Below are 23,197 nucleotides of genomic sequence, written 5' to 3'. Positions count from 1 at the left end.
CCCCTATCATTCCAATGAGTCGTACCCCTACTCAGGATAATTCCACCGACGGCGTCGCCGCCGTCGAACGCGCCCTGACCATCGTCGGGGCCGTCGCGCAACGCACCGATCCCATCACGCTTGCCGATCTTTCCCGGGCCACGGGGTTTTACAAGAGCACACTCTTGCGGCTTATCGCTTCACTCGAAAAGGCGGCCCTCGTGGTGCGCCGCGCCGACGGGCGCTATGCGCTGGGACCGTATGCCCACCACCTCGGGCGGGCCTACGAGGCCACCTACCGCCTGACCGAGACCATCCTGCCGCTGCTGGAAGGCCTGGTCGACAAGGGCACCGAAAGTGCGTCCTTTCACGTCTATCACGACGCGCAGTCGCGCGTGTGCCTGTTGCGCGTCGATTCGCATCATTCGACGCTGGACCGCATCCGCGTCGGCGACCTGCTGCCGCTGGACAAGGGCGCGGCCGGCAAGCTGCTCACCGCGTATCTGGTTGACGGACAGCCGCCGTCGCAGGCCGGGCTGATGCTCACCTCCATGGGCGAACGCGACCCCAATTGCGCGGCGGTAGCCAGCCCGGTCTTCGGACCGGACGGCGACCTCTGCGGCGCCATCTCGTTGTCGGGGCCGAAAGAGCGCTACTCGCCCGCCGCCGTCAAGAAGATGGGCAAGCTTGTGCAGGACGCGGCGGCAGAAGCCACTCGCGCCCTTGGCGGGCGCTGGCCGTCGGGCAAGTGACGGCAGACCGATAACGGCAGACGCGCGCGCAAAAAAACGCCGGCGCCTCGCGGCAGCCGGCGTTTTCTTTATTCCGCATGGCGTCAGGCCGCCTCGGCGCCCTTGCCCAACCCCAGATAGCTTTCAATCACCTTGGGATCACCGGCCAGTTCGCGTGCCGGACCGTGCAGGATGACCTCGCCGGTTTCCAGCACGTACCCATAATCGGCCACCTGCAGCGCCGCGCGGGCGTTCTGCTCGACCAGCAGGATTGCCACGCCGGTCTCGCGCAGGCGCGCGATGATGTGGAAGATCTCGCGCACGATGCGGGGCGCCAGACCCAGGCTGGGCTCGTCCAGCATCAGCAGCGTCGGCTTGGCCATCAGTGCGCGGCCCACGGCCAGCATCTGGCGTTCACCGCCGGACAGGGTGCCGGCCTGCTGGGCGCGGCGTTCGCGCAGCCGCGGGAACAGATCGAACACTTCGTTCAGCGTGTCGCGCCAGCCGCTTTCGCGGGCCCGGTAGCGCCGGAAACCGCCCAGCAGCAGGTTGTCTTCGACCGACATGGTGCCGAACAGCTCACGGCGCTCTGGCACCAGCGACATGCCCGCCGCCACGCGGCGTTCGACCATCCAGCCCGACACGTCCGACCCGGCGTAGTGCACGGTGCCGGCGGCGTGGCCGGTCTGCGGCAGCGAACCCATGATGGCGTTGAGCATCGTGGACTTGCCGGCGCCGTTGGCGCCGATCACGGTGACGATGCTGCCGGCCGGCACGCTGAGCGTGGCGCCTGCCAGCGCGCCGACCTTGCCGTAGCGGGCCGACAGGTTGCTGACTTCGAGAACGGGGGAATTCGATGCGCTCATCACACGCCTCCCGCAGGCACGGGCTTGGCCTGGTCCGCTTCGGGCAGGTCGTCGTCGATGCCGCCCAGGTAGGCTTCCAGCACCGCCGGGTTCTTTTGCACGTCGGCCGGCACGCCTTCGGCCAGCTTCGTGCCGAAATCCATCACCACGAGGTGGTTGGTCAGGCGCATCACAAAATCCATGTCGTGTTCAACGAGCAGAATGCTCATGCCTTCCGCGCGAAGCTGTTCCAGCACGCGCGCCAGGTCCTGCTTTTCCTTGTAGCGCAGGCCAGCGGCCGGTTCGTCCAGCAGCAACAGCACGGGATCGCACGCCAGCGCGCGCGCGATTTCCAGAATGCGTTGCTGGCCAAGCGCCAGGTTGCCCGCCTGTTCGTACAGGTATTCGCCCAGGCCCACGCGCTTGAGCTGTTCTGCAGCTTCATGCAGCAACTGCGCTTCGCGGGCGCGGTCCGAGTGCAGCGCGCCCGACAGCACGCCCACGTCCGAACGCAGGTGCGCGCCCAGCGCCACGTTTTCCAGCACCGTCATGCCCGGCAGCAGCTGCACGTGCTGGAACGTGCGGCCCACGCCCATCTTGGCGATCTCGCGCGCCGAGCGGTTGTCGATGCGCTGCCCCATGAACGTGACCTGGCCGCGCGTCACCGGCAGCACGCCGCTGATCAGGTTGAAGGTCGTGCTCTTTCCCGCGCCGTTGGGGCCGATGAGGCCCATGATCTCGCCCGAGCTGACCTTGAAGGTGATGTCGTTCACCGCCACCAGGCCGCCGAATTCCTTGCGGATGGCGTCCACTTCCAGCACGACCTGACCCGGCTGAGGGCGCTCGCGCGTCGGCAGGGCCGGGGCCGCGGCGGGCGGCGCCAGATTGCGGCGCGAGCCGTTGGCGCCGGTGATGCTGCCCCACCAGCCCGCCAGGATCGGCCACAGGCCGTTGCGCGCGTATTGCAGCATCAGGATCAGCAGCACGCCGAAGACGATCATCTCGAAGTTGGCGTTGGTGTCCAGCAGCTTGGGCAGCAGGTTCTGCAGCTGATCCTTCAGCACCAGGATGACGCTGGAGCCCAGCAAGGCGCCCCACACGTAACCCGCGCCGCCGACCACCGCCATGAACAGGTATTCGATGCCGTAGTTCAGGCCGAACGGGCTGGGGCTGACGGCGCGCTGCATGTGCGCATACAGCCAGCCGGACACGCAGGCCAGCAACGCCGCCCACACGAAGATCACGATCTTGTAGGCGGCGGTGTTGACGCCCATGGACTCGGCCATGCCCGCCCCGCTCTTGAGCGCGCGGATGGCGCGGCCGGGACGCGAGTTGAGCAGGTTGCGCGTGGCCCACAGCGCCAGGAGGACGCAGACCCAGATCAGGTAATAGATGTGGCGGCCGTTGGCCAGCGACACCCCGAAGATGCTGATGGGCTCGATGCCGGCAATGCCGTCGTGCTTGCCCAGCCAGTCGATGTTGCCGAACAGGTAATACAGCGACAGACCCCAGGCGATGGTGCCCAGCGGCAGATAGTGGCCCGACAGGCGCAGCGTGATCGCGCCCAGCAGGTAGGCCACGACGGCGGTCAGGATCAGGCCCGCGGGCAGCGCCAGCCAGGGCGACACGTCGTACTGCGTCGTCAGGTAGGCGGTGGTGTAGGCGCCCAGGCCGACGAACGCCGCCTGGCCGAAGGACGTCAGGCCGCCGACGCCGGTCAGCAGCACGAGGCCCAGCACGACCAGGCTGGCCAGACCGATGTAGTTCAGTTGCGTCACCCAGAATTCAGGCGTGGCCGACACCATCGGCAGGCCCGCTAGGACGACGAGAAAAACGGCAAGCAAAATGCGGTTCATGGCTGTTATTCCTCTTCGTCCGCGTGATGGGTGCTGAACGAACGCCAGACCAGAACCGGGATGATCAAGGTGAAGACGATCACTTCCTTGTATGCGCTGGCCCAGAACGACGAGAAGGATTCCAGCACGCCGACCAGCAGCGAGCCGGCCGCGGCGATGGGATAGCTGGCCAGGCCGCCGATGATGGCGCCGACAAAGCCCTTCAGGCCGATCAAGAAGCCCGTGTCGTAATAGACCGTGGTGATGGGCGCGATCAGCATGCCGGACATGGCGCCGATGCCCACGGCCAGCGTGAACGTCAGCGAACCCGACATGTTGGTGCTGATGCCCACCAGACGCGCGCCGCGGCGGTTGACGGCGGTGGCGCGCAGCGCGCGGCCGTACAGCGTCTTGCCGAAGAACACCCACAAGGCAATGATTAGCAGCGCGCACGTGGCGACCACAAACAGGCTCTGCGCGGACCACGTCATGAAGCCCAGGTCGACCTGCCCGCTCACGAATGCCGGGGTGCGCCAGCCTTCGGCGCCAAAGAACACGAGCGCCAGGCCCATGAGCGCGAAGTGCACGGCGACGGACACGATCAGCAGCACCAGCACGGTGGCTTCGGCGAGCGGCTGGTAGACGATGCGATAGACCATCGGACCCATCGGAATCACCAGGAACAGCGTCAGCAGCATGTTCAGCCACAGCGAGTTCTCGGGACCGGTGTAGCTCTTGGTCAGCCAGAACAGCGCCAGCGGCAGCACGACGCAGGTGGCGATGGTCTTGGGCAGGGCCGCGGCGCTGCGCGTGCGCACGGCGCGCACCAGCTCAAGCGCCAGGCACACCAGGCCCAGCAACGGCAGCAGATAGGCGGTGCCCGGCACTTTGCCGTCCACCAGCATGGCCAGGGTCAGGGCGCCGAACGCCACAAACTCGCCCTGGGGAATGAAAATGACGCGCGTGACGGCGAAAACCAGCACCAGAGCCATGCCCAGGAGGGCATAGATGGCGCCGTTGACGACACCGTCTTGCAGCAGGATCAGCGCAATTGAGGAATCCATCTAACAACTACCTTGTGGTTTCTTGGTGTTCCGACCCCATCCGGAACACTGATACGACACACCGGCCGGAAAGGCCGGTGTGAAGTCCTGCCGGGCGCGGCGCGGCGGGCGGTGTGCCGCCCCCCGCGCATGGGACGCCCGCGATGGGGCGGCCCGCGCTCGGGCGATACAGGGGAATTACAGGCCGGGCTGGTAGACCCACTTGCCGTTTTCCACCTTGACGATGACGCGCGAGCGCTCGTCAAAGCCGGCGTGGTCCGTGGGCGACATATTGAACACGCCTTGTGACACGGCCAGGTCCTTCACGCCTTCCAGGGCGTCGCGCATCGCAACGCGGAATTCCGGCGTGCCGGGCTTGGCGCCCGTCTTCAGGGCCACGGGCAGCGCGGCGACGACCAGTTGGCCGGCATCCCACATATGACCGCCGAACGTGTTGGTCGAACCGGCGCCATTGGCCTTTTCGTAGGTTTCCACGTAGGCCAGGGCCGACTTCTTGACCGGGTTGCTGTCAGGCAGTTGCGCGGCGACCAGCAGCGGGCCGGCCGGCAGGAGCATGCCGTCGCAGTCCTTGCCGCAGACGCGCAGCACGTCGTTGTTGGCGGCGCCGTGGGTTTGGTAGATGGTGCCGCCGTAGTTGCGGGCCTTCAGTTCCTTTTGCGGCAGCGCGGACGGGGTGCCGGCGCCGGCGATCAGGATGGCGTCGGGCTTGGCGCCGACCAGCTTGAGCACCTGGCCCGTCACGCTGGTGTCGGTGCGGCCGTATTTTTCGACGGCGACGATCTCGATGCCCTTGGCCTTGGCAGCCTTTTGCATCACGTCCAGCCAGCCGTCGCCGTAGGCGTCGGCAAAACCGATGAAGCCCAGGGTCTTGACCTTGGACTTGGACATCGCGTCGGCCAGAGCGCCGGCCATCAGCGCGTCGTTCTGCGGGGTCTTGAAGACCCAGCGGCGCTTGTCATCCACGGGTTCGACGATCTTGGCGCTGGCGGCCACGCTGATCATCGGCACCTTGGCTTCGGCGGCCACGTCGACCATCGCCAGCGAGCCCGGCGTGACGGACGTGCCGATCAGCACGTCGACCTTGTCGTCGGTGGCCAGCTTGCGCGAGTTCTTGACGGCCTGCGTGGTGTCGGTGGCGTCGTCCAGCACGATCCATTCGATCTTCTGGCCGGCGACTTCCTTGGGCAGCAGTGCCACGGTGTTGCGCTCGGGGATGCCAAGCGAGGCGGCGGGGCCGGTGCTGGCCACGGTCACGCCAACCTTGACCTGTGCGCTCGCCAGAAGCGGCAGAGTCAGGGCTACGGCGGCGGCGGCCGCGGACAAGCCGAAGTGCTTGCGCATGTTTTTGTCTCCTGTGGTTGGCTCTTATATGCCTCGACCGAGGCGAAGCGAGCCTGTTTAAAGTTATACAGAAAAAAATATTATATGGTTAAAACAGTATCAGATGACCTACCGCAACTACGGTAATTCCCTGATGTGCTACGGAAAACACAATCTGGCGAACGCATTTGTTAATGGCGAACTTGTACTTGAAAGGGTCGCAGGCGTCATGTTGGGGGATTCCCTTGGCAATCAGCGGCCCAGCATCGGGTACACCCGCTCAACGCGCGACGCCACCCACGCGGCCACCACGGCCTTGATCAGATCGCCGGGCAGGAACACCGCGACCGCGCCCGCGGCCTTTGCCATGTCCATCTTCGCCACGGCCGCCAGCCACGGCACGCCAAAGGCATACACCACCACGATGCCGCCGACGACGCAGGCGGCCACATACCCCGCCAGTCCCTTCCAGGTGCCCGAACCGCGCACGGCCAGGCGGCGCGCCAGCCAGCCGATCACGAATGCGCCCGCCACCATGCCGACCAGAAACCCGCCGGTCGGGCCAAAAAACGCCCCCAGCCCGCCGCGCCCGCCCGGCAGCACCGGCAGGCCAATTGCCGCCAGCGCCAGATACAGCAGGCACGCCAGCGCGCCGCGCACGGGACCGAGCATGGCGCCGGCGAGCATGACGCCCAGCGTCTGCAGCGTGATGGGCACCGGAATGCCGGGCATCGGAATGGGCGGCATCAGGCTCAGCACGACGATCAGCGCCGCAAACAGCGCCACCAGCACGGTGTTGTTTGATTTCATGGTCTTTCCCTTGTAGATGAGTTCAGGGCGCGCGGCATTCAGACACTGCGCGCGTCGATCGCTTCAGAGACTTCCTGGGCCCGCTTCAACGTCAGCACGATCAGCGGCACGATCAGCGCGACCGGATTCGCCCCCAGCCCGCGCGCGGCCTGCGCCTCGCGGATCTCTTGAAAATTGCGCCAGATCTCTGGCACGAAGCGCAGCGTCAACGCCAGCGCCAGCGCCACCTTTTCGGCATCGACGAGACCGGTGCGCTCCAGCGGCCGCAATGCCTTTTCGCAGACGGCAATCAGGTCCGACGTACGGGTGGCCAGCGTGACGGCCAGGGCCAGCCCCACCATCGCCGCCACGCGCAGCACGACGGCCAGGGCCTCAATCGGACCCTGAAACCAGCCGGTGAAGAGCGCCACGGCCAATAGCACCCAGAGCAGCCCGCGCACCTGACGCCAGACGGCCGACGCGGCCACGCCCGTGGACCAGACCAGCGCCACCGAGAAACCAAAGGCAAACGCCAGCCAGAGCGGATCGCGCAGCACGAACAGGCCCGCGCCGGCCGCCATCAGCGCCAGCAGTTTCCCCCACGCCGGCAAGCGGTGCAGCGGCGTGTCGCCCGCGACGTACAGGGGCTCCATCATCCGCAGTGTTCCCGGTACCAGCGCAGCGCCGCGGCGGGCGTGTCGTCGGCCGCGATCGCGCCGTCGCGCACGACCAGCACGCGGTCGAAGTCTTCGAGCAATTCCAGGTCATGGCTGACGACGATGGCGTCATGAGGCAGCCCGTCGATGGCGGCGCGCACCCGGTTGCGGTTGCGCAGGTCGAGCTGCGTGGTGGGTTCGTCAAAGACGATGAGGGCCGGCTCCATGACCAGCACGGCGGCCAGCGCCACCAGTTGGCGCTCACCGCCGGACAGCGTGTGGCTGCTGCGGTCGGCCAGGTGGGCGACGCCCAGGCGGGCCAGCTGGCTGTCGATGCGCGCTTCGCGCTGCTGTCGGTCAGGCGCCAGGCGCTTCAGGCCAAAGGCCAGGTCTTCGCGCACGATGGGAAAGACGATCTGGTTTTCGGGGTTCTGGAACACGAAGCCGACACGTGCGCGCACGGCCTTCAGGTCCTGCCGCGTATCCAGCCCGTCCACGCGCACACTGCCCGAAGACGGCACCACCAGGCCGTTGACCAGACGCGCCAGCGTGCTCTTGCCGGCGCCATTGGGACCGACGATGCCGATGCGGCGTTCGGCCAGGGTGACGCTCACCCCGCGCAACACTTCCGCCTGGGGCGTCGACACTACCGCCTGGTCAAACTCGATTAACATGGGGCGGGATTATGCCCGAACCATTTCGGGCATCGCGACTCCAAGAGCTCATATGGAAAAAGTACGCAAAACCGACGCCGAATGGCGCGCCCAGCTTTCCCCCGAAGAATACGTGGTCACCCGTCAAAAAGGTACCGAACGCGCATTCACCGGGCGCTACTGGGATACTTTCACCCCTGGCATTTACCGCTGCGTCGGCTGTGGCACGGCGCTGTTCGCATCCGACACCAAATTCGACGCCGGCTGCGGGTGGCCCAGCTACTTCCAGGCGCTGGACCCCGAACTCGTCCGCGAAGAACGCGACACCACGCACGGCATGGTCCGCACCGAAGTCCTGTGCAACGTCTGCGACGCGCACCTGGGCCACGTCTTTCCCGACGGCCCCGAGCCCACCGGCCTGCGCTATTGCATCAATTCCCTGTCGATGACGTTTGAGCCCCTAGAAGACTGATGAAGAAGTTCCTGTTCGACCTCTTTCCGCTGCTCCTGTTCTTCATCGCCTACAGGTATACGGACATCTTCACGGCCACCGGCGTCGCCATGGCGGCTGCCGTGGCGCAGATCGTCTGGCTCAAGGCCACCGGCCGACCCACCGAAGCCATGCACTGGATCAACCTGACGGTCATCCTGGTGTTCGGCGGCGCCACCATCTGGCTGCACAGCGACGTCTTCATCAAATGGAAGCCCACGGTGCTGTACTGGATGTTCGGCGGCGCGCTGGTCTTTGCCCGCCTGTTGTTCAAGCGCAACCTGATCCGGCGCCTGATGGAAAAGCAGATCCAGCTGCCGGATGCGGCATGGGACAAGCTCAACCTGATCTGGGCCGGCTTCTTCCTGATCGCCGGCGCGCTCAATCTGTACGTTGCATTCTCGGGCCACTTCACCGAGTCGCAGTGGGTCAGTTTCAAGGCCTTTGGCCTGATGGGATTGATGATCGTCTTCGTCATTGGCCAGTCGCTGTGGCTGGGCAAGCACATCCAGCCCGAAGAAAACACGCCGGCCGGCCCGGACGCCACGCCGCCCGGCAAGCCCTGAGCCTTTATGTCAGAAAACACCGACCGCATCGCCCTGATCCGGGAACGCCTCGCCGTCCTGGAACCCATCAGTCTGGACATCCTGGACGACTCCCATTTGCATGCCGGCCACGAAGGCAGTAAAAACGGCGCCGGCCACTATCGCGTAATCATCGTAGCGCCTTGCTTTGCGGGGCTCTCCGCCGTTGCGCGGCACCGGCTGGTGTATCATCATTTGCAAGATTTGATCCCCTATCCGATTCATGCGCTTGCGCTTGACGCCCAGGCTCCCAAATAGAAAGTAAAAGGATATTCATGAAACGCATCGTCATGCTGGCTGCGGCCTGCGTCATCGCCGTGCCTGCTTTTGCGCAAAACGTGGCTACCGTCAACGGTAAGGCCATTCCGCAAAAGAGCCTGGATCAATTCGTCAAGCTCCTGGTCGGCCAGGGCGCCACCGATTCGCCGCAACTGCGCGAACAGGTCAAGCAGGAAATGATCAACCGTCAGATCTTCGTGCAAGCCGCCGAAACCAGCGGCATCGCCAAGCAGGCTGACGTCCAGACCGAGATCGAACTGGCCCGCCAAGGCATCCTGGTTCGCGCCCTGATGGCCGACTACCTGGCCAAGCACCCGGTCACCGACGCCCAAGTCACCGCCGAATACGAAAAGATCAAGAAGGAACAGGCCGGCAAGATGGAATACAAGGTCCGCCACATCCTCGTCGAAGACGAGAAGAAGGCGAACGACCTGCTGACCCAGTTGCAGAAGAACAAGGGCAAGTTCGACGACCTGGCCAAGAAGAACTCCAAGGACCCCGGCAGCGCCGAAAAGGGTGGCGATCTGGGTTGGGCGCCTCCGACCAACTACGTGCAGCCGTTCGCGCAAGCCGTGACGCAACTGAAGAAGGGCCAACTGGTCGACAAGCCGGTCCAGACCCAATTCGGCTGGCACATCATCATGGTCGACGACACCCGTCCGGTCGAATTCCCGCCGATGGATCAAGTCCGTCCGCAACTGGAAGAAATGCTGCGCCAGCAAACCCTGGCCGACTACCAGAAGCAGCTGCGCGAAAAGGCCAAGATTCAATAAGGCCCGCTCAGCTCAGAAACCTGCCCGCCGATCGCGGGCAGTTTTTTTGCGCGCTCGGCAACGAGCTCAGGTGTCAGACACCGATCCAAACAAAAGGGCTGCGCGCCGGTGGCGTGCAGCCCTTCATTCAAACGCGGCAAGTCCTGGCTAGGAAGCGCCCAACAGCGCCTTCAGTCCGTCCTCGTCCAGCACCGGCACGCCCAGTTCCTGGGCCTTGGTCAGTTTGCTGCCGGAGTCCTCGCCCGCCACCAGATAGGCCGTCTTCTTGGACACCGAGCCGCTGACCTTGCCGCCGGCCGCCTGGATGTGCATCGAAGCCTCTTCACGCGTCCAGGTCGGCAGCGTGCCGGTCAGCACGAAGGTCTTGCCGGCCAGCGTGTCGGCTTGCGGCGCGGCTTCGGCCACCGGATTCACGCCCTGCGCCTTGAGCTGGCCGATCACGTCGCGGTTGTGCTGTTCGGCAAAGAAGTGGCGGATCGACGCGGCCACGACAGGCCCCACGTCCGGCACCGATGACAAGGCGTCTTCATCCGCATCCATGATGGCGTCGATGCTGCCGAAGTGCCGCGCGACGTCGCGCGCCGTGGTCTCGCCCACGTGCCGGATGCCCAGCGCGAACAGCAGGCGGGACAGATTGGGCGAGCGCGCCTTCTCGATCGCGGCCACCAGATTGTCGGCCGACTTCTGGCCCATGCGGTCCAGGCCCACCAGCTCCAGCGGACGCAGGCTATACAGGTCGGCCAGCGTCTTGACGCGGCCGCTGTCCACCAACTGGTCCACAAGCTTTTCGCCCAGGCCTTCGATGTCCAGCGCCTTGCGGCTGGCGGCATGCCACAGCGTCTGCTTGCGCTGGGCGCCGCAGAACAGGCCCCCGGTGCAGCGTGCGATGGTTTCGTCTTCCAGGCGTTCGATGGCCGATCCGCAGACCGGGCATTCCGTGGGCATGACGAATTCCCGCGCGTCCTCGGGCCGTTTTTCCAGAACCGGGGCCAGCACCTCGGGAATCACGTCGCCCGCGCGCCGCACGATGACCGTGTCGCCGATGCGCACGTCCTTGCGGCGGATCTCGTCTTCATTGTGCAGTGTGGCATTGGTGACTGTGACGCCGCCCACGAACACGGGCTTGAGCCGCGCGACGGGGGTGATGGCGCCCGTGCGGCCCACCTGCACTTCGATGTCCACCAGCGTCGTGGTGGCCTCTTCGGCGGCAAACTTGTGCGCCAACGCAAAGCGCGGTGCGCGCGCCACGAAGCCCAGCACCTTCTGCGCCGGCAGGGAGTCCACCTTGTAGACCACGCCGTCGATGTCGTAGGGCAGATTCGCGCGCAAGGCGCCCACCTTGGCGTAGAAACCCATCAGGCCTTCCGCGCCGCTTGCGCGGTGGTTGTGCACCACATTGACCGGCAGCCCCAGCGAGGCCAGCCAGTCCAGCATGGCGCCGTGGGATTTTTCAGGCAGTTGCGACGCCTGGTCCGCGCCGGCCGAGGCTTCGTCAAACTGGCCGCTTTGCGAGCCGGGCAGGCCCTGGACCTCGCCCCAGCCATAGGCAAAGAAGCGCAGCGGCCGCTTGGCCGTGATGCGCGGATCGAGCTGGCGCAGGCTGCCCGCCGCCGCGTTGCGCGGATTGACGAAGATCTTTTCGTCGCGCTTGGCCTGCGCCGCGTTCAGCTTTTCGAAGTCGGCGCGATTCATCAGCACCTCGCCGCGCACCTCCAGCACCTTCGGGGCCGCGCCCTTCAGTTGCAGCGGGATCGCCTTGATCGTGCGGATGTTGGACGTGACGTCCTCGCCCGTCTGGCCGTCGCCGCGGGTGGCGGCCTGCACCAGGCGGCCGTCCTCGTAGCGCAGGCTGATCGCCAGGCCGTCGAGTTTCAATTCACAGAAGTAATCCGGCTGCTGCGCCGGACCCAGCATGCCGGCCCCGCGCAAGGTGTCGGTGACACGGCGGTCGAAGGCGGCGACTTCTTCTTCGGAAAACGCGTTGTTCAGCGACAGCATCGGCACCACGTGGCGCACGCTGCCAAACGCGGACACCGGCGCCGCGCCCACGCGCTGCGTAGGGGACTCCGGCGTGACCAGATCCGGGTGCTCGGCCTCCAGGGCCTGCAAATCCCGCATCAGCCCGTCGTACTCGGCATCCGAGACCGAGGGCTCGTCGTAAACGTAATAGCGGACGTTGTGCTGTTCGATCTCGGCGCGCAGCCGCGCGGCGGCTTGCGCCGGATTCTCGCCGGACCCGCTGGCCATCAGGCAAACACGCGCTGGGCGCGCTCGCTGCCGGCGGGCAGGCCCGCTTGTTCAAGCTGGCCGAACAGGACCTGCAGGCGCTCGTCGATGACGGTTTCGGAACCGTCGGCCAGCGGCTTGCCCTGATCGTCGACCAGCTCGGCGCGCAGGCGCGAAGCCAGGTCGCGGCCCACGTCGACCATGCGGCCAAACGCGCGGGTGTCGGCGGGGCTGCAAGGCACGTCGAGCAGCAGATATAGGCGTTCGATTCCGCCCATGCCCGCGTCAAAGGCCGCGCCGTCCGCGCGGGCCAGCGTGAAGCGGGTCACGCCGTTTTCATTGGGCCAGGCCAGGCGGTTGCCGTCGGCAACAAAACCGATGTCACGCGCCACGGACAGCACTTCGGCCGCCGGTTGGGCCGAGCCCAGCAGCAGGGTCAGGCCGACCTGGGTGTCCAGGGCCGCGCAGGTGTCGTCCAGGCGGGCGCCCTGCTCCAGCACGGCCTGCTGGTCGGGCCCTTCAATCGTGGCGTCGAAGCGTTCGGCCATGTCCTGGGCACGCGCCCAGGCCTGCGACCATTCGATGGCGGACAGGGGACCGCTGCGGTTGGCCAGCAGCACGGCAAGCTGCATGGACGCATAGGACTCGCCCGAATGGACGCGCGCGCGGTGGCGGCGCTGATCGGTTTCGGCAAATACGCGCATGGGCTTGCGGCCCACGCTGCGCAGGCTTTGCATGTAGGGCAGCAGATCCGCACCGCGCACGGGCTCGGCGAAGTTGACTTCGATGACCACTTCGCAGGCGGGATCGGGTTCTTCCGTGTCGTCGGCATCGCTGCCAGGGTCCACGGGTGCGGGCTGGCCGGGCTGAACGCGCGCGGGCTCGCCGCCCATGCCGGGTTCGCGCCGGGCAGCGCCGGCCGGGGCAGCGCTTGCGGCCCCCGCACCCGCGCCCAGCAGCGGATCCTGTTCGGAGGTGGGGAAATGGCTCTGCATCTTGCGACGGACGCGACGGTCCTGCCACCAGTTGAATCCCAACACCAGCAGTATCAGCAAGACGCCCAGGGCAATCAGCCCGATCTGCAAATCACTCATGTATAAATCCCGCGCCAGAAGGCGGCGCCTTTCTCAATATTGGGTTTATGCCGCTTCGGAGGCCATCATCTGGACGGCCGAATCTATGTCTACCGCAACGATACGCGAAACCCCTTGCTCTTGCATGGTTACGCCGATCAATTGCTTTGCCATCTGCATCGCGATCTTGTTGTGCGAGATGAAGAGGAACTGCGTCTGCTCGCTCATGTTGGCGACCAGGTTCGCATAGCGCTCGGTGTTGGCGTCGTCCAGCGGCGCGTCCACCTCGTCCAGCAGGCAGAACGGCGCGGGGTTCAGCTTGAAGAGCGCGAACACCAGCGCGGTCGCGGTCAGCGCCTTTTCGCCACCCGACAGCAGATGGATCGTGCTGTTGCGCTTGCCCGGCGGCTGCGCCATCACCTGCACGCCGGCGTCGAGGATTTCCTCGCCCGTCATGCTGAGCTTGGCCTCGCCCCCGCCAAAGAGCTTGGGGAAGAGCTCGCCGAAGTGGCCGTTGACGATGTTGAACGTCTCTTGCAACAGTTCGCGCGTTTCGCGGTCGATCTTGCGGATGGCGTCTTCGAGGGTTTCGATGGCCGTCATCAGGTCGGCGTGCTGCGAATCGAGGAAGCCCTTGCGTTCGCGCGAGGTGTTCAGTTCGTCGAGCGCCGCCAGGTTGACCGAGCCCAGGGCTTCGATCTGGCGCGAGATGCGGCCGACTTCCTGTTGCAGCCAGCTTGCGCGGCGCCATTCGTCGGGCTGGTTGGCCAGGAACTGAGCGAGTTCTTCGCGGTCGACTTCGCGTGCATTGAGCTGTTCGGTGAACTGCTCTTCGGCCAGGCGCGCGGCCTGCTCCTGCAGTTGCAGTTCCATGATGCGCGCGCGCCGCGGTTCCAGGGTCTGCTCCTGTTGCTGGCGGTCTTCGTCGGCGCCGCGCAGCAAGGCGGCCAGGTTTTCGAGTTCCTGGCGGGCGCGCGACAGCGCTTCCTCGCGCTCGGCGCGCATTTCCAGGGCGTCCTGCAGGCCGGCCTGCGAGGCAGACGCATCCAGCTCGACCAGGTCGCCCATCAGTTGTTCAAGTTCCACCGCGCCGCGCTGGCTCTGGTCGGCGGCCAGTTGCTGGTTGCGTTGCAGATCGGTGATGCGCACCTGGATGCCGCGCTCGGCGAATTCGGCTTCCTGGGCGGCGCGCTCCAGTTCGCGCAAGCGGGTGCGGGCCGCCTCGGCTTGCGCCGCCAGCGTCTCGCCGTCCATTTCAGCGTCGGCAAACTTGGACTGGTGTTCGGCCAGCTCTTCGTCCAACGTCTCGAAGCGGGCCTCGGCCTCTTCGCGGGTGGCGCGCAGGTCTTCCTCGTGCGCCTTGATTTCTTCCAGGTCCTGGCGCAGGCGCGAGGCGCGCTCGCCGGACTGTTCGGCCTGCTGCTGCAGCCGGGAGTGTTCCAACTGGATGTCGTGCACCCGGCGCGTGACCTCGGCCACGCGGGTGCGCGCCGGGGAGATGGCCTGGGACACCTGCTGCCACGCGGCTTCCGCACGGGCCACGGCGGCGCGCGCCTGGTCGGCGATCAGTTGCTGGGCCTTGATCTCGCGCTGCAGGTTCTCGATTTCCTGCTGGCGGGCCAGCAGGCCGGCCTGTTCGGAATCGGGCGCATAGAAACGCACGCTGTGCGCGTCGATAAGGTGGCCGGCCTTGACCACGCAGGCGGCGCCGGCGGGCAGGGTCGCGCGCAGGGCCAGGGCCTGGGTCAGGTCATTGGCCGTATAGACGCCGGCCAGCCATTCGTTGAGCAGCGTGCGCAGGTCGGGATCGGTGATGCGCAGCAGGCTGGCCAGCGGCGTGAAGCCGGCCGGCGCCGTGGGTGCGGGCGCCGCCACGGGCAACTGATAGAACGCCAGCCGGGCGGGCGGCGCATCTTCGGCAAAGGCGCGCGCCCAATCCAGGTTGCGCACTTCCATCGAGGCCATGCGTTCGCGCAGCGCCGATTCCAAAGCGGTTTCCCAGCCCGGCTCGACGTGCAGCTTTTGCCACAGGCGCGACAGCCCGGCCAGTTCGTGCTTGGCCAGCCACGGTTCCAGCGCGCCCTGCTTCTGCACGTCTTCCTGCAGCTTCACGAGCGCGGACAAACGGGCTTCCAGGCGGGCCAGGTTCTGGGCTTCGGTCTGGGCGCCGCCCTGGGCACGGCTGCGCTCGGCGTCGGCCTCGGGGACACGGCCTTCCAGCGTGGCCAGTTCTTCCTGGGCGGCTTCCAACTGGTCTTCGCCCGCGGCGCGGTCGCCGGCCAGCTGCTCCAGGCGCTCGGGGTCGGGGCTGTGCAGTTCGCGCAGTTCCTGTTGCAGGCGCTCGCGGCGCTGCTCAAGCGTTTGCATCTGGCGGTCGGCGTCGCGCTGCGTCTGCGCGACCAGCGCCAGGTTCTGCTCGACGCGGGCCAGGGCCGCGCGCATCTCGTCGCGGCCAGCGGCGGCTTCGCGCACGCGCTGCTCGACCGAGGGCAGGCCGGCCTGCGCGTCTTCGGCGGTGGCGCGCGCCTCTTCGGTGCGGGCGGCGGCGGCGGCCAGGTCGTCTTCGGCCTGGGCGATCTGTTCCGTGCAGTGCTCGCGCTGGCTGGTCCATTCCGCGATCTGCTGCTGGAGCTGGTCGCGGCGCGCCTGCAGGCGGTTGCGGGAATCGACCACGTGCCGGATTTCGGCTTCCAGGCGGCTGACCTGGGCGTTGGCTTCGTACAGGGCGCCCTGGGCGGTATGGACCGCGTCGCTGGCGGCGTAGTGGGCCTGGCGCCGGGATTCCAGCGCGGCCTCGCCGGCACGCAGCCCGGCAATGGCGGCTTCCAGTTCGTTCTGGGCCTGCGCCATTTCCTGGGTCTTCTTGGCGCGCTCTTCGCGCGCCCCGGTTTCCTTCAGGAACCACAGCGAATGCTGCTTCTTTTCGCCGTCGGCCTGGAGCTCGCGGTAACGCGTGGCCACTTCGGCCTGGGCTTCCAATTTTTCGAGCTGGCTGTTCAGTTCGCGCAGGATGTCTTCGACGCGGGTCAGGTTCTCGCGCGTGTCGGACAGGCGGTTTTCGGTCTCGCGGCGGCGTTCCTTGTAGCGCGACACGCCAGCGGCTTCTTCCAGGAAGACGCGCAGTTCTTCGGGGCGGGCTTCGATCAGGCGGTTGATCATGCCCTGCCCGATGATGGCGTAACCGCGAGCGCCCAGGCCGGTGCCCAGGAAGATGTCGTGGATGTCCCGGCGGCGGACCTGCTGGTTGTTGACGAAATAGCTGCTGGTGCCGTCGCGGGTCAGGACCCGGCGCACCGCGATTTCGGCGTAGGTGCTCCATTGGCCCGCAGCGCGCCCCTCGCTGTTGTCGAACACCATTTCGACCGAGGCCCGGGCGGCCGGCTTGCGGTTGCCCGACCCGTTGAAAATGACGTCCTGCATGGACTCGCCACGCAGTTCCGACGCCTTGGCCTCGCCCAGCACCCAGCGCACGGCGTCGATGATGTTCGATTTGCCGCAGCCATTGGGCCCCACCACGCCGACCAGCTGGCTGGGCACGGGGATGACGGTGGGATCGACGAAGGACTTGAAGCCGGCGAGTTTGAGCTGAGTAAGGCGCACAGTACGATGACGACGGGGTGGGTTGAACGAAAGGCGTTAACGGACCTGCCGCACAGATTGCAAACCGGCCCAAGAAGGGCCGGCTCTCATATGGGTCGTATGATACCGCAGGCGGTCTGAACCCAGACGTTGGGGCCGGGCAACCCGCGGGCAAACGCGCAATGGCTGGCCGCAAGGCTCCGGCTATACTCCCTGACACTTTTTGGCACGACACATAATTTTCACGCGGACTGGCCGGGCTCTGGCCGAAGAACGGGGACATTCTTGAAACGTGGTTTCTATCTGGTCATGGCGGCGCAGGCCTTCTCGTCATTGGCGGACAATGCGCTGTTCATCGCAGCGATCGCCTTGATACAGGAGTTGCACGGCCCTGACTGGCTGGCGCCCATGATGAAATGGTCGTTCGCGCTGGCCTATGTCGTGCTGGCCGCATTCGTCGGCGCCATCGCGGACTCCTACCCCAAGGGCCGCGTGATGTTCTCCACCAATGCCCTGAAAGTGGCGGGCTGTCTGCTGATGTTCTCGTACGCCAGCATTGGCGTCGCCCCCGAATACCAGACCTGGCTGGTCTGCGCCGCCTACGGCGTGGTGGGCATCGGCGCCGCCGCCTACTCCCCCGCCAAGTACGGCATCGTGACGGAAATGCTGCCGCCGACCATGCTGGTCAAGGGCAACAGCTGGATCGAAGGCCTGACGGTCTTCTCCATCATCCTCGGCACGGTTCTGGGCGGCCTCCTGATTTCCTCGTCGGTGTCCACCGCCCTGCTCAGCCATTCCTTCATCGGCAGTCTGGTCCACACGCCGGCCGAAGCCGCCATCCTGGTCATCGCCTTCGTGTACCTGCTGGCCGCGCTGTGCAACCTGATGATCCCCCGCACGCACGTGCGCTATCCGCCGCAGCAGAAGAACCCGGTGCGCCTGATCCGCACGTTCTGGGGTTACGTCTGCGTGCTGTGGAAGGACAAGCTGGGCCAGATTTCGCTCGCGGTCACCACCCTGTTCTGGGGCGCCGGCGCCACGCTGCAGCTCATCGTCATTGAATGGGGCCGCAGCCATCTGGGCTACCAGCTCGACAAGGCCTCGATGCTGATGGGCGTGGCCGCGCTGGGCACGGTAGTCGGGTCGATCCTGGCCGGGCGCATTCCGCTGCGCCGCGCGCTCGCCGTGCTGCCGGTCGGCGCCATGATGGGTCTGGTCGTGCTGCTGATGCCGCTGGTCTACCAGCCCTGGAGCGTCTATCTCCTCTTGCTGCTGACGGGCGGCCTGGCCGGTTTCTTCGTGGTGCCCATGAACGCCCTGCTCCAGCACCGCGGCCACGTGCTGCTGTCGGCGGGCCATTCGATCGCCGTTCAGAACTTCAACGAACAGCTCAACATCCTGCTCATGGTGGCGATGTACACGCTGCTGCTGTGGCTGCAACTGCCGATCAACGTGATCATCGTCATCTTCGGCACCGTGGTGGCCGTGCTGATGGTGGTGTTCATGCGCTGGAGCAAGCGCAACATGCAGGCCAACCCCGACCTGCATGACCAGATCGGCCAGGAAGGCCACGGCCGCGCGCTGGATTCGACGCATTGAGGCAAACACGCCAAGTGCTTGATGCAGCAATAAAAAACCGGGCAGGCGCCCGGTTTTTTATTGCCCGCCGCCCGCTTACAGTTCGCGGGCCGCCAGCTTCAGATCCTGCCAGGCGCGCGCCTTCTCGGACGGGCTGCGCAGCAGATAGGCGGGGTGGTAGCTCACGACCACCGGGATCTGCACGCCTTCGTCCGCCTTCAGGTGATGGACGCGGCCGCGCAGGTTGCCGATGGTGGCATCGGTGCCCAGCAGCGTCTGCGCCGCGAACCGGCCCAGCACCAGGATGCGCTCGGGTTTCAGCAACGCAATCTGCCGCATCAGGTAAGGGCTGCAGGCCGCGATTTCCTCGGGCTTGGGATTGCGGTTGCCCGGGGGACGGCACTTAATCACGTTGGTGATGAAAACGTCCTGCTCTCGGCTCATGCCCACCGCCGCCAGCATGGCGTCCAGCAACTGGCCGGAACGGCCCACGAAGGGCTGGCCCTGGCGGTCTTCCTGTTCGCCGGGGGCCTCGCCTACCACCAGCCAGCGGGTGGGCTGGGCGCCCTGCCCGACGACCGCATGGCGGCGTCCCTTGCACAGACCGCACGCCTCGCACGCCACCACCTGCGCAGCCAACTGCTCCAGATTGGCATCCTTGACGGCCTCGGCCACGGGAATCGGCGGCGGCGCCTCGTCCTGGACCTCGACCTTCGGCGCGGGACGCGGCGGGGGGCCGGTGCGGTTCAGGATCGAAGCGGGAATGGCTGATGCACGACCCGTTGCCAGGCCTGCCGGCTTGGCCGGCGCAACGGCGGCTGTGTCGGCGGCTGTGCTGACATCTGTGCTGGCAACTGCAGCGTCGGGCGCAGCGGCCGGGGACGCTTCAGACGCCGGCGCAATCGCCGGGCCGGGGCGCCGGCCGTCCACTTGAGCCGGGGCGACGATCGGGGAATGCGCCGCGGCGTTCGGCGCGCCATCGGACACAGGAGCTGGCGCCGCGACAGCCATCTTCGCGTGCGGCGCGGCGGCCGGCGTGCGCAGCCACAGCCGCTCCATGCCAAGCTCGCGCAGCCAGATACGCTGCAACGGGTTGATGCGGGGCGGCGCCTGGCGCGGCGCGGCATCCATCGGGCTCATGCCGGTGCTCCGTCGGGTTCGCCAAAGCGCTTCTGCATGACGATGGCGTCCTCGCGGCCGCCCTTCTCGGCGGGGTAATAGGCCCTGCGCACGCCGATCTGCAGGTAGCCGTGGCCCTTGTAGAAACTGATGGCGGACGTGTTGGACGGCCGCACTTCCAGCAGCAGGCCTTCGAGCCCGCGTTCGCGCGCCTGCTGCTCGCACCAGTCGAGCATCACGCCGCCCAACCCCTGGCGATGCAGGTCCTGGGCCACCGCAATCACCAGCAGATGCGCCACGTCCGGCGCAAACATCAGGATGCAGAAGCCCGCCAGCTTGCCCTCGCGCCGCAAGGTCCAGGCGCCATAGCCCGACGCCAGCGCGTCCGAGAAGTTGCCGCGGGTCCAGGGGAAGGCCTGCACCTGGGCTTCCAGCGCCACGACCTCGTCCAGATCGGCATCCGTCATGGGCAGCGGGACCGCCGCGGCAAGCGAGGGCTGCGCCTTGGGATTGCCGCCCTCGCCGCGCAGGCGCTCGGCGGTGGTGAACGCCACCTTGTCCCGCACATAGAGCGGCGCGGCCAGCTCCGGCGCCAGCGTTTCGCCGCGCAACCAGCCCTGGCGGGCAAGCCGCGCCACGCTGGCGGCCTGCGGCCGCTGAGCATCGACAGCCCGGCGCCATTCGGCGGGCACAGCCATGTCGGTGGAATAGGCCTCCCAGGCATCCCCGGCCAGCAGCGGCGTCAACGGCTGGCCAGTCCGGGCCGACCAGTTCGGCAGATGGTGCGCCGTCCAGGGTACGACCTCGGCGGCGGCAATCAGCATGGGGGCTTGAAGCGTGTCCCAGGCAGATTCATCGCCCGCCGCGTCTCGGCGGCGGTAGACTGCCAGATAGACCTCGTTCATGCGGGCGTCCAGGGCCACGACGATCGCGTCGCCAGGCGTGCTCTCGACGTCGGCCGCCACGGCCTGGTGCGAAACAATGGGCAACACCGGGATGCCCAGCCCCAGCGCCATGCCCTGGGCGACCCCGCAGGCCACGCGCAAGCCCGTAAAGCCGCCGGGCCCTTGTCCGAACGCCACGGCATGCAATCCCGACGGCGCGATGCCGGCCTCGGCGAGCAGCGCATCGGCCATAGGCAGGAGGCGCTCGGCGTGTTCCTGGGATCCTTCGTGTTCGCGGACGCTGATCTCCAGACGGCCGTCGACCGCCCGCAAAAGGGCCACGCCACAACGTGACGACGAAGTTTCCAGTGCCAGCAGGTTTAGTTCCATAGATGCAGATTGTACGAAATAAGCCGTTGTTACCCCCGGGTGTAAGGGGGATTTCAACCAGGGTTCGCAATGTGTAATATCTTGTGAACGCCCTCTAGCCCCCGGTTCTTGTCACTGTTACATTTCCGGCCATGAATACGCAAAACACCACCCCCACCCGAAAAATCCTCGTCGTTGACGACGATCCGCGCTTGCGCGATCTGCTTCGCCGGTACTTGTCCGAACAGGGTTTCAACGTTTTCGTCGCCGAAGACGCCAAAGAGATGGGCAAACTCTGGCAACGAGAGCATTTTGACCTGCTCGTGCTGGACCTGATGCTGCCCGGCGAAGATGGTTTGTCCATCTGCCGCCGGCTGCGCGGTGGCCACGACAACACCCCCATCATCATGCTCACGGCCAAGGCGGAAGAAATCGACCGCATCGTCGGCCTTGAGATGGGCGCGGACGATTACCTGTCCAAGCCGTTCAATCCTCGCGAACTGCTGGCGCGCATCAATGCGATTCTGCGTCGCCGCGGCACCGAGGAACACCCCGGCGCGCCCAGCCAGGAAAACGAATCCATCGCCTTCGGCCCCTACGTGCTGAATCTGTCCACCCGCACGCTCACGCGCAACGGCGAACAGGTGCCCATCACCACGGGTGAATTCTCGGTGCTCAAGGTCTTTGCGCGCCATCCGAAGATTCCCCTGTCGCGCGACAAGCTCATGGAACTGGCCCGCGGCCGCGAATACGAAGCCTTCGATCGCAGCCTCGACGTCCAGATCTCGCGTCTGCGCAAACTGATCGAGCCGAACCCGTCCAAGCCCGTATTCATCCAGACCGTTTGGGGTCTAGGATACGTGTTCGTTCCGGACGGTGGTAGCTGATCGGCTGGCCCGCCCGGTGCAGGAGCGCAGCGTCGTGCCGCGCTTGCGCAGAACATTCAGGAACCTGACATCCCGTTTGCGGCTCGGCTTGTTCGGCCGCACGTTCCTTTTGCTCGCCGCGCTGATGCTGGTCAGCCTGGGCGCGTGGCTTCAAGTATTTTTCAGCATGGAGCTGGGACCGCGCGCCAATCAAATGGCGCAGCGGGTGATCACGGCCGTCAATATCACGCGCACCGCGCTGATCTATTCGCATAACGGCGAGCGCAGCAAGCTTCTCCTCGACCTGGCCACCAACGAAGGTATCCAGGTCTATCCGCGCGAAGTCACCGACTTCGCCGAAGCCCTTCCCGACGACGACTACTGGCAGCGTGTGGCGCAGCACATCCGCACGCGCTTCGGCCCGGAAACGCAAATCGCCTGGGGCGTGAACCAGGTGCCCGGCTTCTGGGTCAGCTTCCAGATCGAAAAAGACCTGTACTGGCTGGTGTTCGAGCGTGAGCAGATCGGCCTGACAGGCGGCATCGAGTGGCTGGGCTGGGGCGCCACGGCGCTGCTGCTGTCATTGGTGGGCGCGGCGGTCAGTGTGGGCTTCGTCAACCGGCCGCTATCCAGGCTGGCGCGGGCCGCCCAAGTGCTGTCGCGCGGCGAAACGCCCGCGGCCCTGCCCGAACAAGGACCGCTGGAAATCCGTGACCTGAATGCGTCGTTCAACCGCATGGCCAAGGACTTGCGCCAGGCCGAGGCCGACCGAGAACTCATGCTGGCGGGCATCTCCCATGACCTGCGCACGCCGCTTGCCCGAATGCGTCTGGAAATCGAGCTGAGCGGCGTGTCGGAAGACGCACGGCAGGCCATCGACGAAGACCTGGGCCAGATCGACCACAGCATCGGGCAGCTTATGGAGTACGCCCGTCCCGCCGGCACCCTGCCGCAGTTGGCCACCGATATTTCCGCCGTGCTGGCCGAACTGTTCGAACGCGAACGCAGCCACACCGCCTCGCTGGGCGGCGAGCTGGACGCGGCGCTGGAACCTGGCCTGCGCGCGCGCATCACCGCCCTGGACCTGAAGCGCATCGTCAGCAACCTGATCGAGAACGCGCGCCGCTATGGCCGCTCGCCCGACGACGGCATGGCGCACCTGAACATGACGCTGCAGGCCGAAGGCAGCATGATCGTCATCGAGGTCTCCGATCGCGGCCCCGGCATCGCGCCCGAGGACGTGGACCGCCTGCTTCGCCCGTTCTCCCGCGGCGAGGCCGCGCGCACCGGCGTGAGTGGTGCGGGACTGGGTCTGGCCATCGTCGAACGCCTGCTCAAGCACGTCGGTGGGTCGCTTCGGATGCTGCCCCGCGAGGGCGGCGGACTGACCGCGCGGATAGAGCTGCCCAAAGCCAAGTTTAGGAATTATCAATTAGACAACGATAATCCATAGCGTAGAATTTATGGTTTTGGGGCGATGCCTCATCTCCACCCAACAACTACGG

Annotated in this window: 20 protein-coding genes; 8 read left to right on the top strand and 12 right to left on the bottom strand. The window is 66.3% G+C overall.

The window, feature by feature from the left end:
• Nucleotides 1-14 precede the first annotated feature (14 nt).
• A complete protein-coding gene (locus tag CLM73_RS06190; protein ID WP_105237750.1) occupies nt 15-731 on the top strand; it encodes an IclR family transcriptional regulator in 717 nt (238 codons plus the stop codon).
• An 83-nt stretch (nt 732-814) separates the two neighbouring features.
• On the opposite strand, the gene CLM73_RS06185 is transcribed toward CLM73_RS06190, so the two are convergent.
• From CLM73_RS06185 to CLM73_RS06155, 7 genes are all read right to left on the bottom strand, one after another.
• On the bottom strand, nt 815-1,576 hold the full coding sequence (locus CLM73_RS06185) for an ABC transporter ATP-binding protein (protein ID WP_105237749.1): 762 nt from the start codon (nt 1,574-1,576) through the stop codon (nt 815-817).
• Nucleotides 1,576-3,411 carry an ABC transporter permease subunit gene (locus CLM73_RS06180; protein WP_105237748.1) on the bottom strand — a complete coding sequence of 612 codons (1,836 nt, stop codon included), beginning with the start codon at nt 3,409-3,411 and terminating at the stop codon, nt 1,576-1,578. The genes CLM73_RS06185 and CLM73_RS06180 overlap by 1 nt, the downstream gene beginning before the upstream one ends.
• A gap of 5 nt (nt 3,412-3,416) precedes the next feature.
• Nucleotides 3,417-4,454, bottom strand: coding sequence for a branched-chain amino acid ABC transporter permease (locus CLM73_RS06175; RefSeq protein ID WP_105237747.1), 1,038 nt, complete (start codon nt 4,452-4,454; stop codon nt 3,417-3,419).
• A 177-nt stretch (nt 4,455-4,631) separates the two neighbouring features.
• Nucleotides 4,632-5,795 carry an ABC transporter substrate-binding protein gene (locus CLM73_RS06170; RefSeq protein ID WP_105237746.1) on the bottom strand — a complete coding sequence of 388 codons (1,164 nt, stop codon included), beginning with the start codon at nt 5,793-5,795 and terminating at the stop codon, nt 4,632-4,634.
• A gap of 231 nt (nt 5,796-6,026) precedes the next feature.
• Nucleotides 6,027-6,584, bottom strand: a complete 558-nt coding sequence (locus CLM73_RS06165; protein ID WP_105237745.1) for a biotin transporter BioY — start codon at nt 6,582-6,584, stop codon at nt 6,027-6,029.
• A gap of 38 nt (nt 6,585-6,622) precedes the next feature.
• Nucleotides 6,623-7,219: an energy-coupling factor transporter transmembrane component T family protein gene (locus CLM73_RS06160; RefSeq protein WP_105237744.1), complete on the bottom strand. Its 597-nt coding sequence runs from the start codon at nt 7,217-7,219 to the stop codon at nt 6,623-6,625.
• Complete coding sequence (locus tag CLM73_RS06155; protein ID WP_105237743.1) at nt 7,216-7,893, bottom strand: energy-coupling factor ABC transporter ATP-binding protein; 678 nt, start codon at nt 7,891-7,893, stop codon at nt 7,216-7,218. Before CLM73_RS06155 ends, CLM73_RS06160 begins: the two co-directional genes overlap by 4 nt.
• A 52-nt stretch (nt 7,894-7,945) precedes the next feature.
• Here CLM73_RS06155 and msrB point away from each other — a divergent pair, with 52 nt between their 5' ends.
• Genes msrB through CLM73_RS06135 form a run of 4 tightly spaced genes read left to right on the top strand, consistent with a single transcriptional unit; the run spans nt 7,946 to nt 9,998 of the window.
• The gene (gene msrB / locus CLM73_RS06150; RefSeq protein ID WP_056568221.1) at nt 7,946-8,344 is read left to right on the top strand and encodes a peptide-methionine (R)-S-oxide reductase MsrB; all 399 of its coding nucleotides are present in this window, start codon (nt 7,946-7,948) and stop codon (nt 8,342-8,344) included.
• Complete coding sequence (locus tag CLM73_RS06145; RefSeq protein ID WP_056568223.1) at nt 8,344-8,928, top strand: septation protein A; 585 nt, start codon at nt 8,344-8,346, stop codon at nt 8,926-8,928. Before msrB ends, CLM73_RS06145 begins: the two co-directional genes overlap by 1 nt.
• A gap of 6 nt (nt 8,929-8,934) precedes the next feature.
• Nucleotides 8,935-9,204, top strand: coding sequence for a BolA family protein (locus tag CLM73_RS06140; RefSeq protein WP_056568226.1), 270 nt, complete (start codon nt 8,935-8,937; stop codon nt 9,202-9,204).
• 17 nt (nt 9,205-9,221) lie between these two features.
• Nucleotides 9,222-9,998 carry a peptidylprolyl isomerase gene (locus CLM73_RS06135; RefSeq protein WP_105237742.1) on the top strand — a complete coding sequence of 259 codons (777 nt, stop codon included), beginning with the start codon at nt 9,222-9,224 and terminating at the stop codon, nt 9,996-9,998.
• Nucleotides 9,999-10,145: 147 nt separating this feature from the next.
• On the opposite strand, the gene ligA is transcribed toward CLM73_RS06135, so the two are convergent.
• Genes ligA through smc form a run of 3 tightly spaced genes read right to left on the bottom strand, consistent with a single transcriptional unit; the run spans nt 10,146 to nt 16,897 of the window.
• Nucleotides 10,146-12,245, bottom strand: coding sequence for an NAD-dependent DNA ligase LigA (gene ligA, locus CLM73_RS06130; protein WP_105237741.1), 2,100 nt, complete (start codon nt 12,243-12,245; stop codon nt 10,146-10,148).
• The gene (locus tag CLM73_RS06125) at nt 12,245-13,318 is read right to left on the bottom strand and encodes a cell division protein ZipA C-terminal FtsZ-binding domain-containing protein (protein WP_105237740.1); all 1,074 of its coding nucleotides are present in this window, start codon (nt 13,316-13,318) and stop codon (nt 12,245-12,247) included. The genes ligA and CLM73_RS06125 overlap by 1 nt, the downstream gene beginning before the upstream one ends.
• A gap of 45 nt (nt 13,319-13,363) precedes the next feature.
• A complete protein-coding gene (smc, locus tag CLM73_RS06120) occupies nt 13,364-16,897 on the bottom strand; it encodes a chromosome segregation protein SMC (protein WP_105237739.1) in 3,534 nt (1,177 codons plus the stop codon).
• Between the two features lie 264 nt (nt 16,898-17,161).
• Here smc and lplT point away from each other — a divergent pair, with 264 nt between their 5' ends.
• The gene (gene lplT, locus CLM73_RS06115; protein ID WP_056568239.1) at nt 17,162-18,475 is read left to right on the top strand and encodes a lysophospholipid transporter LplT; all 1,314 of its coding nucleotides are present in this window, start codon (nt 17,162-17,164) and stop codon (nt 18,473-18,475) included.
• A 75-nt stretch (nt 18,476-18,550) separates the two neighbouring features.
• Here lplT and CLM73_RS06110 read toward each other — a convergent pair whose 3' ends face one another.
• Complete coding sequence (locus tag CLM73_RS06110) at nt 18,551-19,594, bottom strand: uracil-DNA glycosylase (protein WP_105237738.1); 1,044 nt, start codon at nt 19,592-19,594, stop codon at nt 18,551-18,553.
• Nucleotides 19,591-20,847 (bottom strand): tRNA (adenosine(37)-N6)-threonylcarbamoyltransferase complex dimerization subunit type 1 TsaB, encoded by a 1,257-nt coding sequence (gene tsaB / locus CLM73_RS06105; protein ID WP_105237737.1) that lies wholly within the window; start codon nt 20,845-20,847, stop codon nt 19,591-19,593. The genes CLM73_RS06110 and tsaB overlap by 4 nt, the downstream gene beginning before the upstream one ends.
• Before the next feature lie 131 nt (nt 20,848-20,978).
• Here tsaB and ompR point away from each other — a divergent pair, with 131 nt between their 5' ends.
• On the top strand, nt 20,979-21,713 hold the full coding sequence (gene ompR, locus CLM73_RS06100) for a two-component system response regulator OmpR (RefSeq protein WP_003813882.1): 735 nt from the start codon (nt 20,979-20,981) through the stop codon (nt 21,711-21,713).
• A gap of 4 nt (nt 21,714-21,717) precedes the next feature.
• The gene (locus tag CLM73_RS06095; RefSeq protein WP_105241399.1) at nt 21,718-23,145 is read left to right on the top strand and encodes an ATP-binding protein; all 1,428 of its coding nucleotides are present in this window, start codon (nt 21,718-21,720) and stop codon (nt 23,143-23,145) included.
• The last annotated feature ends 52 nt before the right edge of the window (nt 23,146-23,197 follow it).

This window comes from Achromobacter spanius (assembly GCF_002966795.1).
Taxonomy (GTDB): domain Bacteria; phylum Pseudomonadota; class Gammaproteobacteria; order Burkholderiales; family Burkholderiaceae_B; genus Achromobacter; species Achromobacter spanius_D.
This window is presented reverse-complemented; position numbering and strand designations above follow the sequence as displayed.

Coding starts and splice junctions, on each gene's coding strand:
- CLM73_RS06170 (WP_105237746.1), bottom strand. CDS start 5,795: ATGCGCAAGCACTTCGGCTTGTCCGCGGCCGCCGCCGCCGTAGCCCTG.
- ompR (WP_003813882.1), top strand. CDS start 20,979: ATGAATACGCAAAACACCACCCCCACCCGAAAAATCCTCGTCGTTGAC.
- CLM73_RS06135 (WP_105237742.1), top strand. CDS start 9,222: ATGAAACGCATCGTCATGCTGGCTGCGGCCTGCGTCATCGCCGTGCCT.
- CLM73_RS06165 (WP_105237745.1), bottom strand. CDS start 6,584: ATGAAATCAAACAACACCGTGCTGGTGGCGCTGTTTGCGGCGCTGATC.
- CLM73_RS06180 (WP_105237748.1), bottom strand. CDS start 3,411: ATGAACCGCATTTTGCTTGCCGTTTTTCTCGTCGTCCTAGCGGGCCTG.
- CLM73_RS06185 (WP_105237749.1), bottom strand. CDS start 1,576: ATGAGCGCATCGAATTCCCCCGTTCTCGAAGTCAGCAACCTGTCGGCC.
- CLM73_RS06155 (WP_105237743.1), bottom strand. CDS start 7,893: ATGTTAATCGAGTTTGACCAGGCGGTAGTGTCGACGCCCCAGGCGGAA.
- CLM73_RS06145 (WP_056568223.1), top strand. CDS start 8,344: ATGAAGAAGTTCCTGTTCGACCTCTTTCCGCTGCTCCTGTTCTTCATC.
- CLM73_RS06190 (WP_105237750.1), top strand. CDS start 15: ATGAGTCGTACCCCTACTCAGGATAATTCCACCGACGGCGTCGCCGCC.
- tsaB (WP_105237737.1), bottom strand. CDS start 20,847: ATGGAACTAAACCTGCTGGCACTGGAAACTTCGTCGTCACGTTGTGGC.
- ligA (WP_105237741.1), bottom strand. CDS start 12,245: ATGGCCAGCGGGTCCGGCGAGAATCCGGCGCAAGCCGCCGCGCGGCTG.
- CLM73_RS06125 (WP_105237740.1), bottom strand. CDS start 13,318: ATGAGTGATTTGCAGATCGGGCTGATTGCCCTGGGCGTCTTGCTGATA.
- CLM73_RS06140 (WP_056568226.1), top strand. CDS start 8,935: ATGTCAGAAAACACCGACCGCATCGCCCTGATCCGGGAACGCCTCGCC.
- msrB (WP_056568221.1), top strand. CDS start 7,946: ATGGAAAAAGTACGCAAAACCGACGCCGAATGGCGCGCCCAGCTTTCC.
- CLM73_RS06175 (WP_105237747.1), bottom strand. CDS start 4,454: ATGGATTCCTCAATTGCGCTGATCCTGCTGCAAGACGGTGTCGTCAAC.
- CLM73_RS06160 (WP_105237744.1), bottom strand. CDS start 7,219: ATGATGGAGCCCCTGTACGTCGCGGGCGACACGCCGCTGCACCGCTTG.
- CLM73_RS06110 (WP_105237738.1), bottom strand. CDS start 19,594: ATGAGCCCGATGGATGCCGCGCCGCGCCAGGCGCCGCCCCGCATCAAC.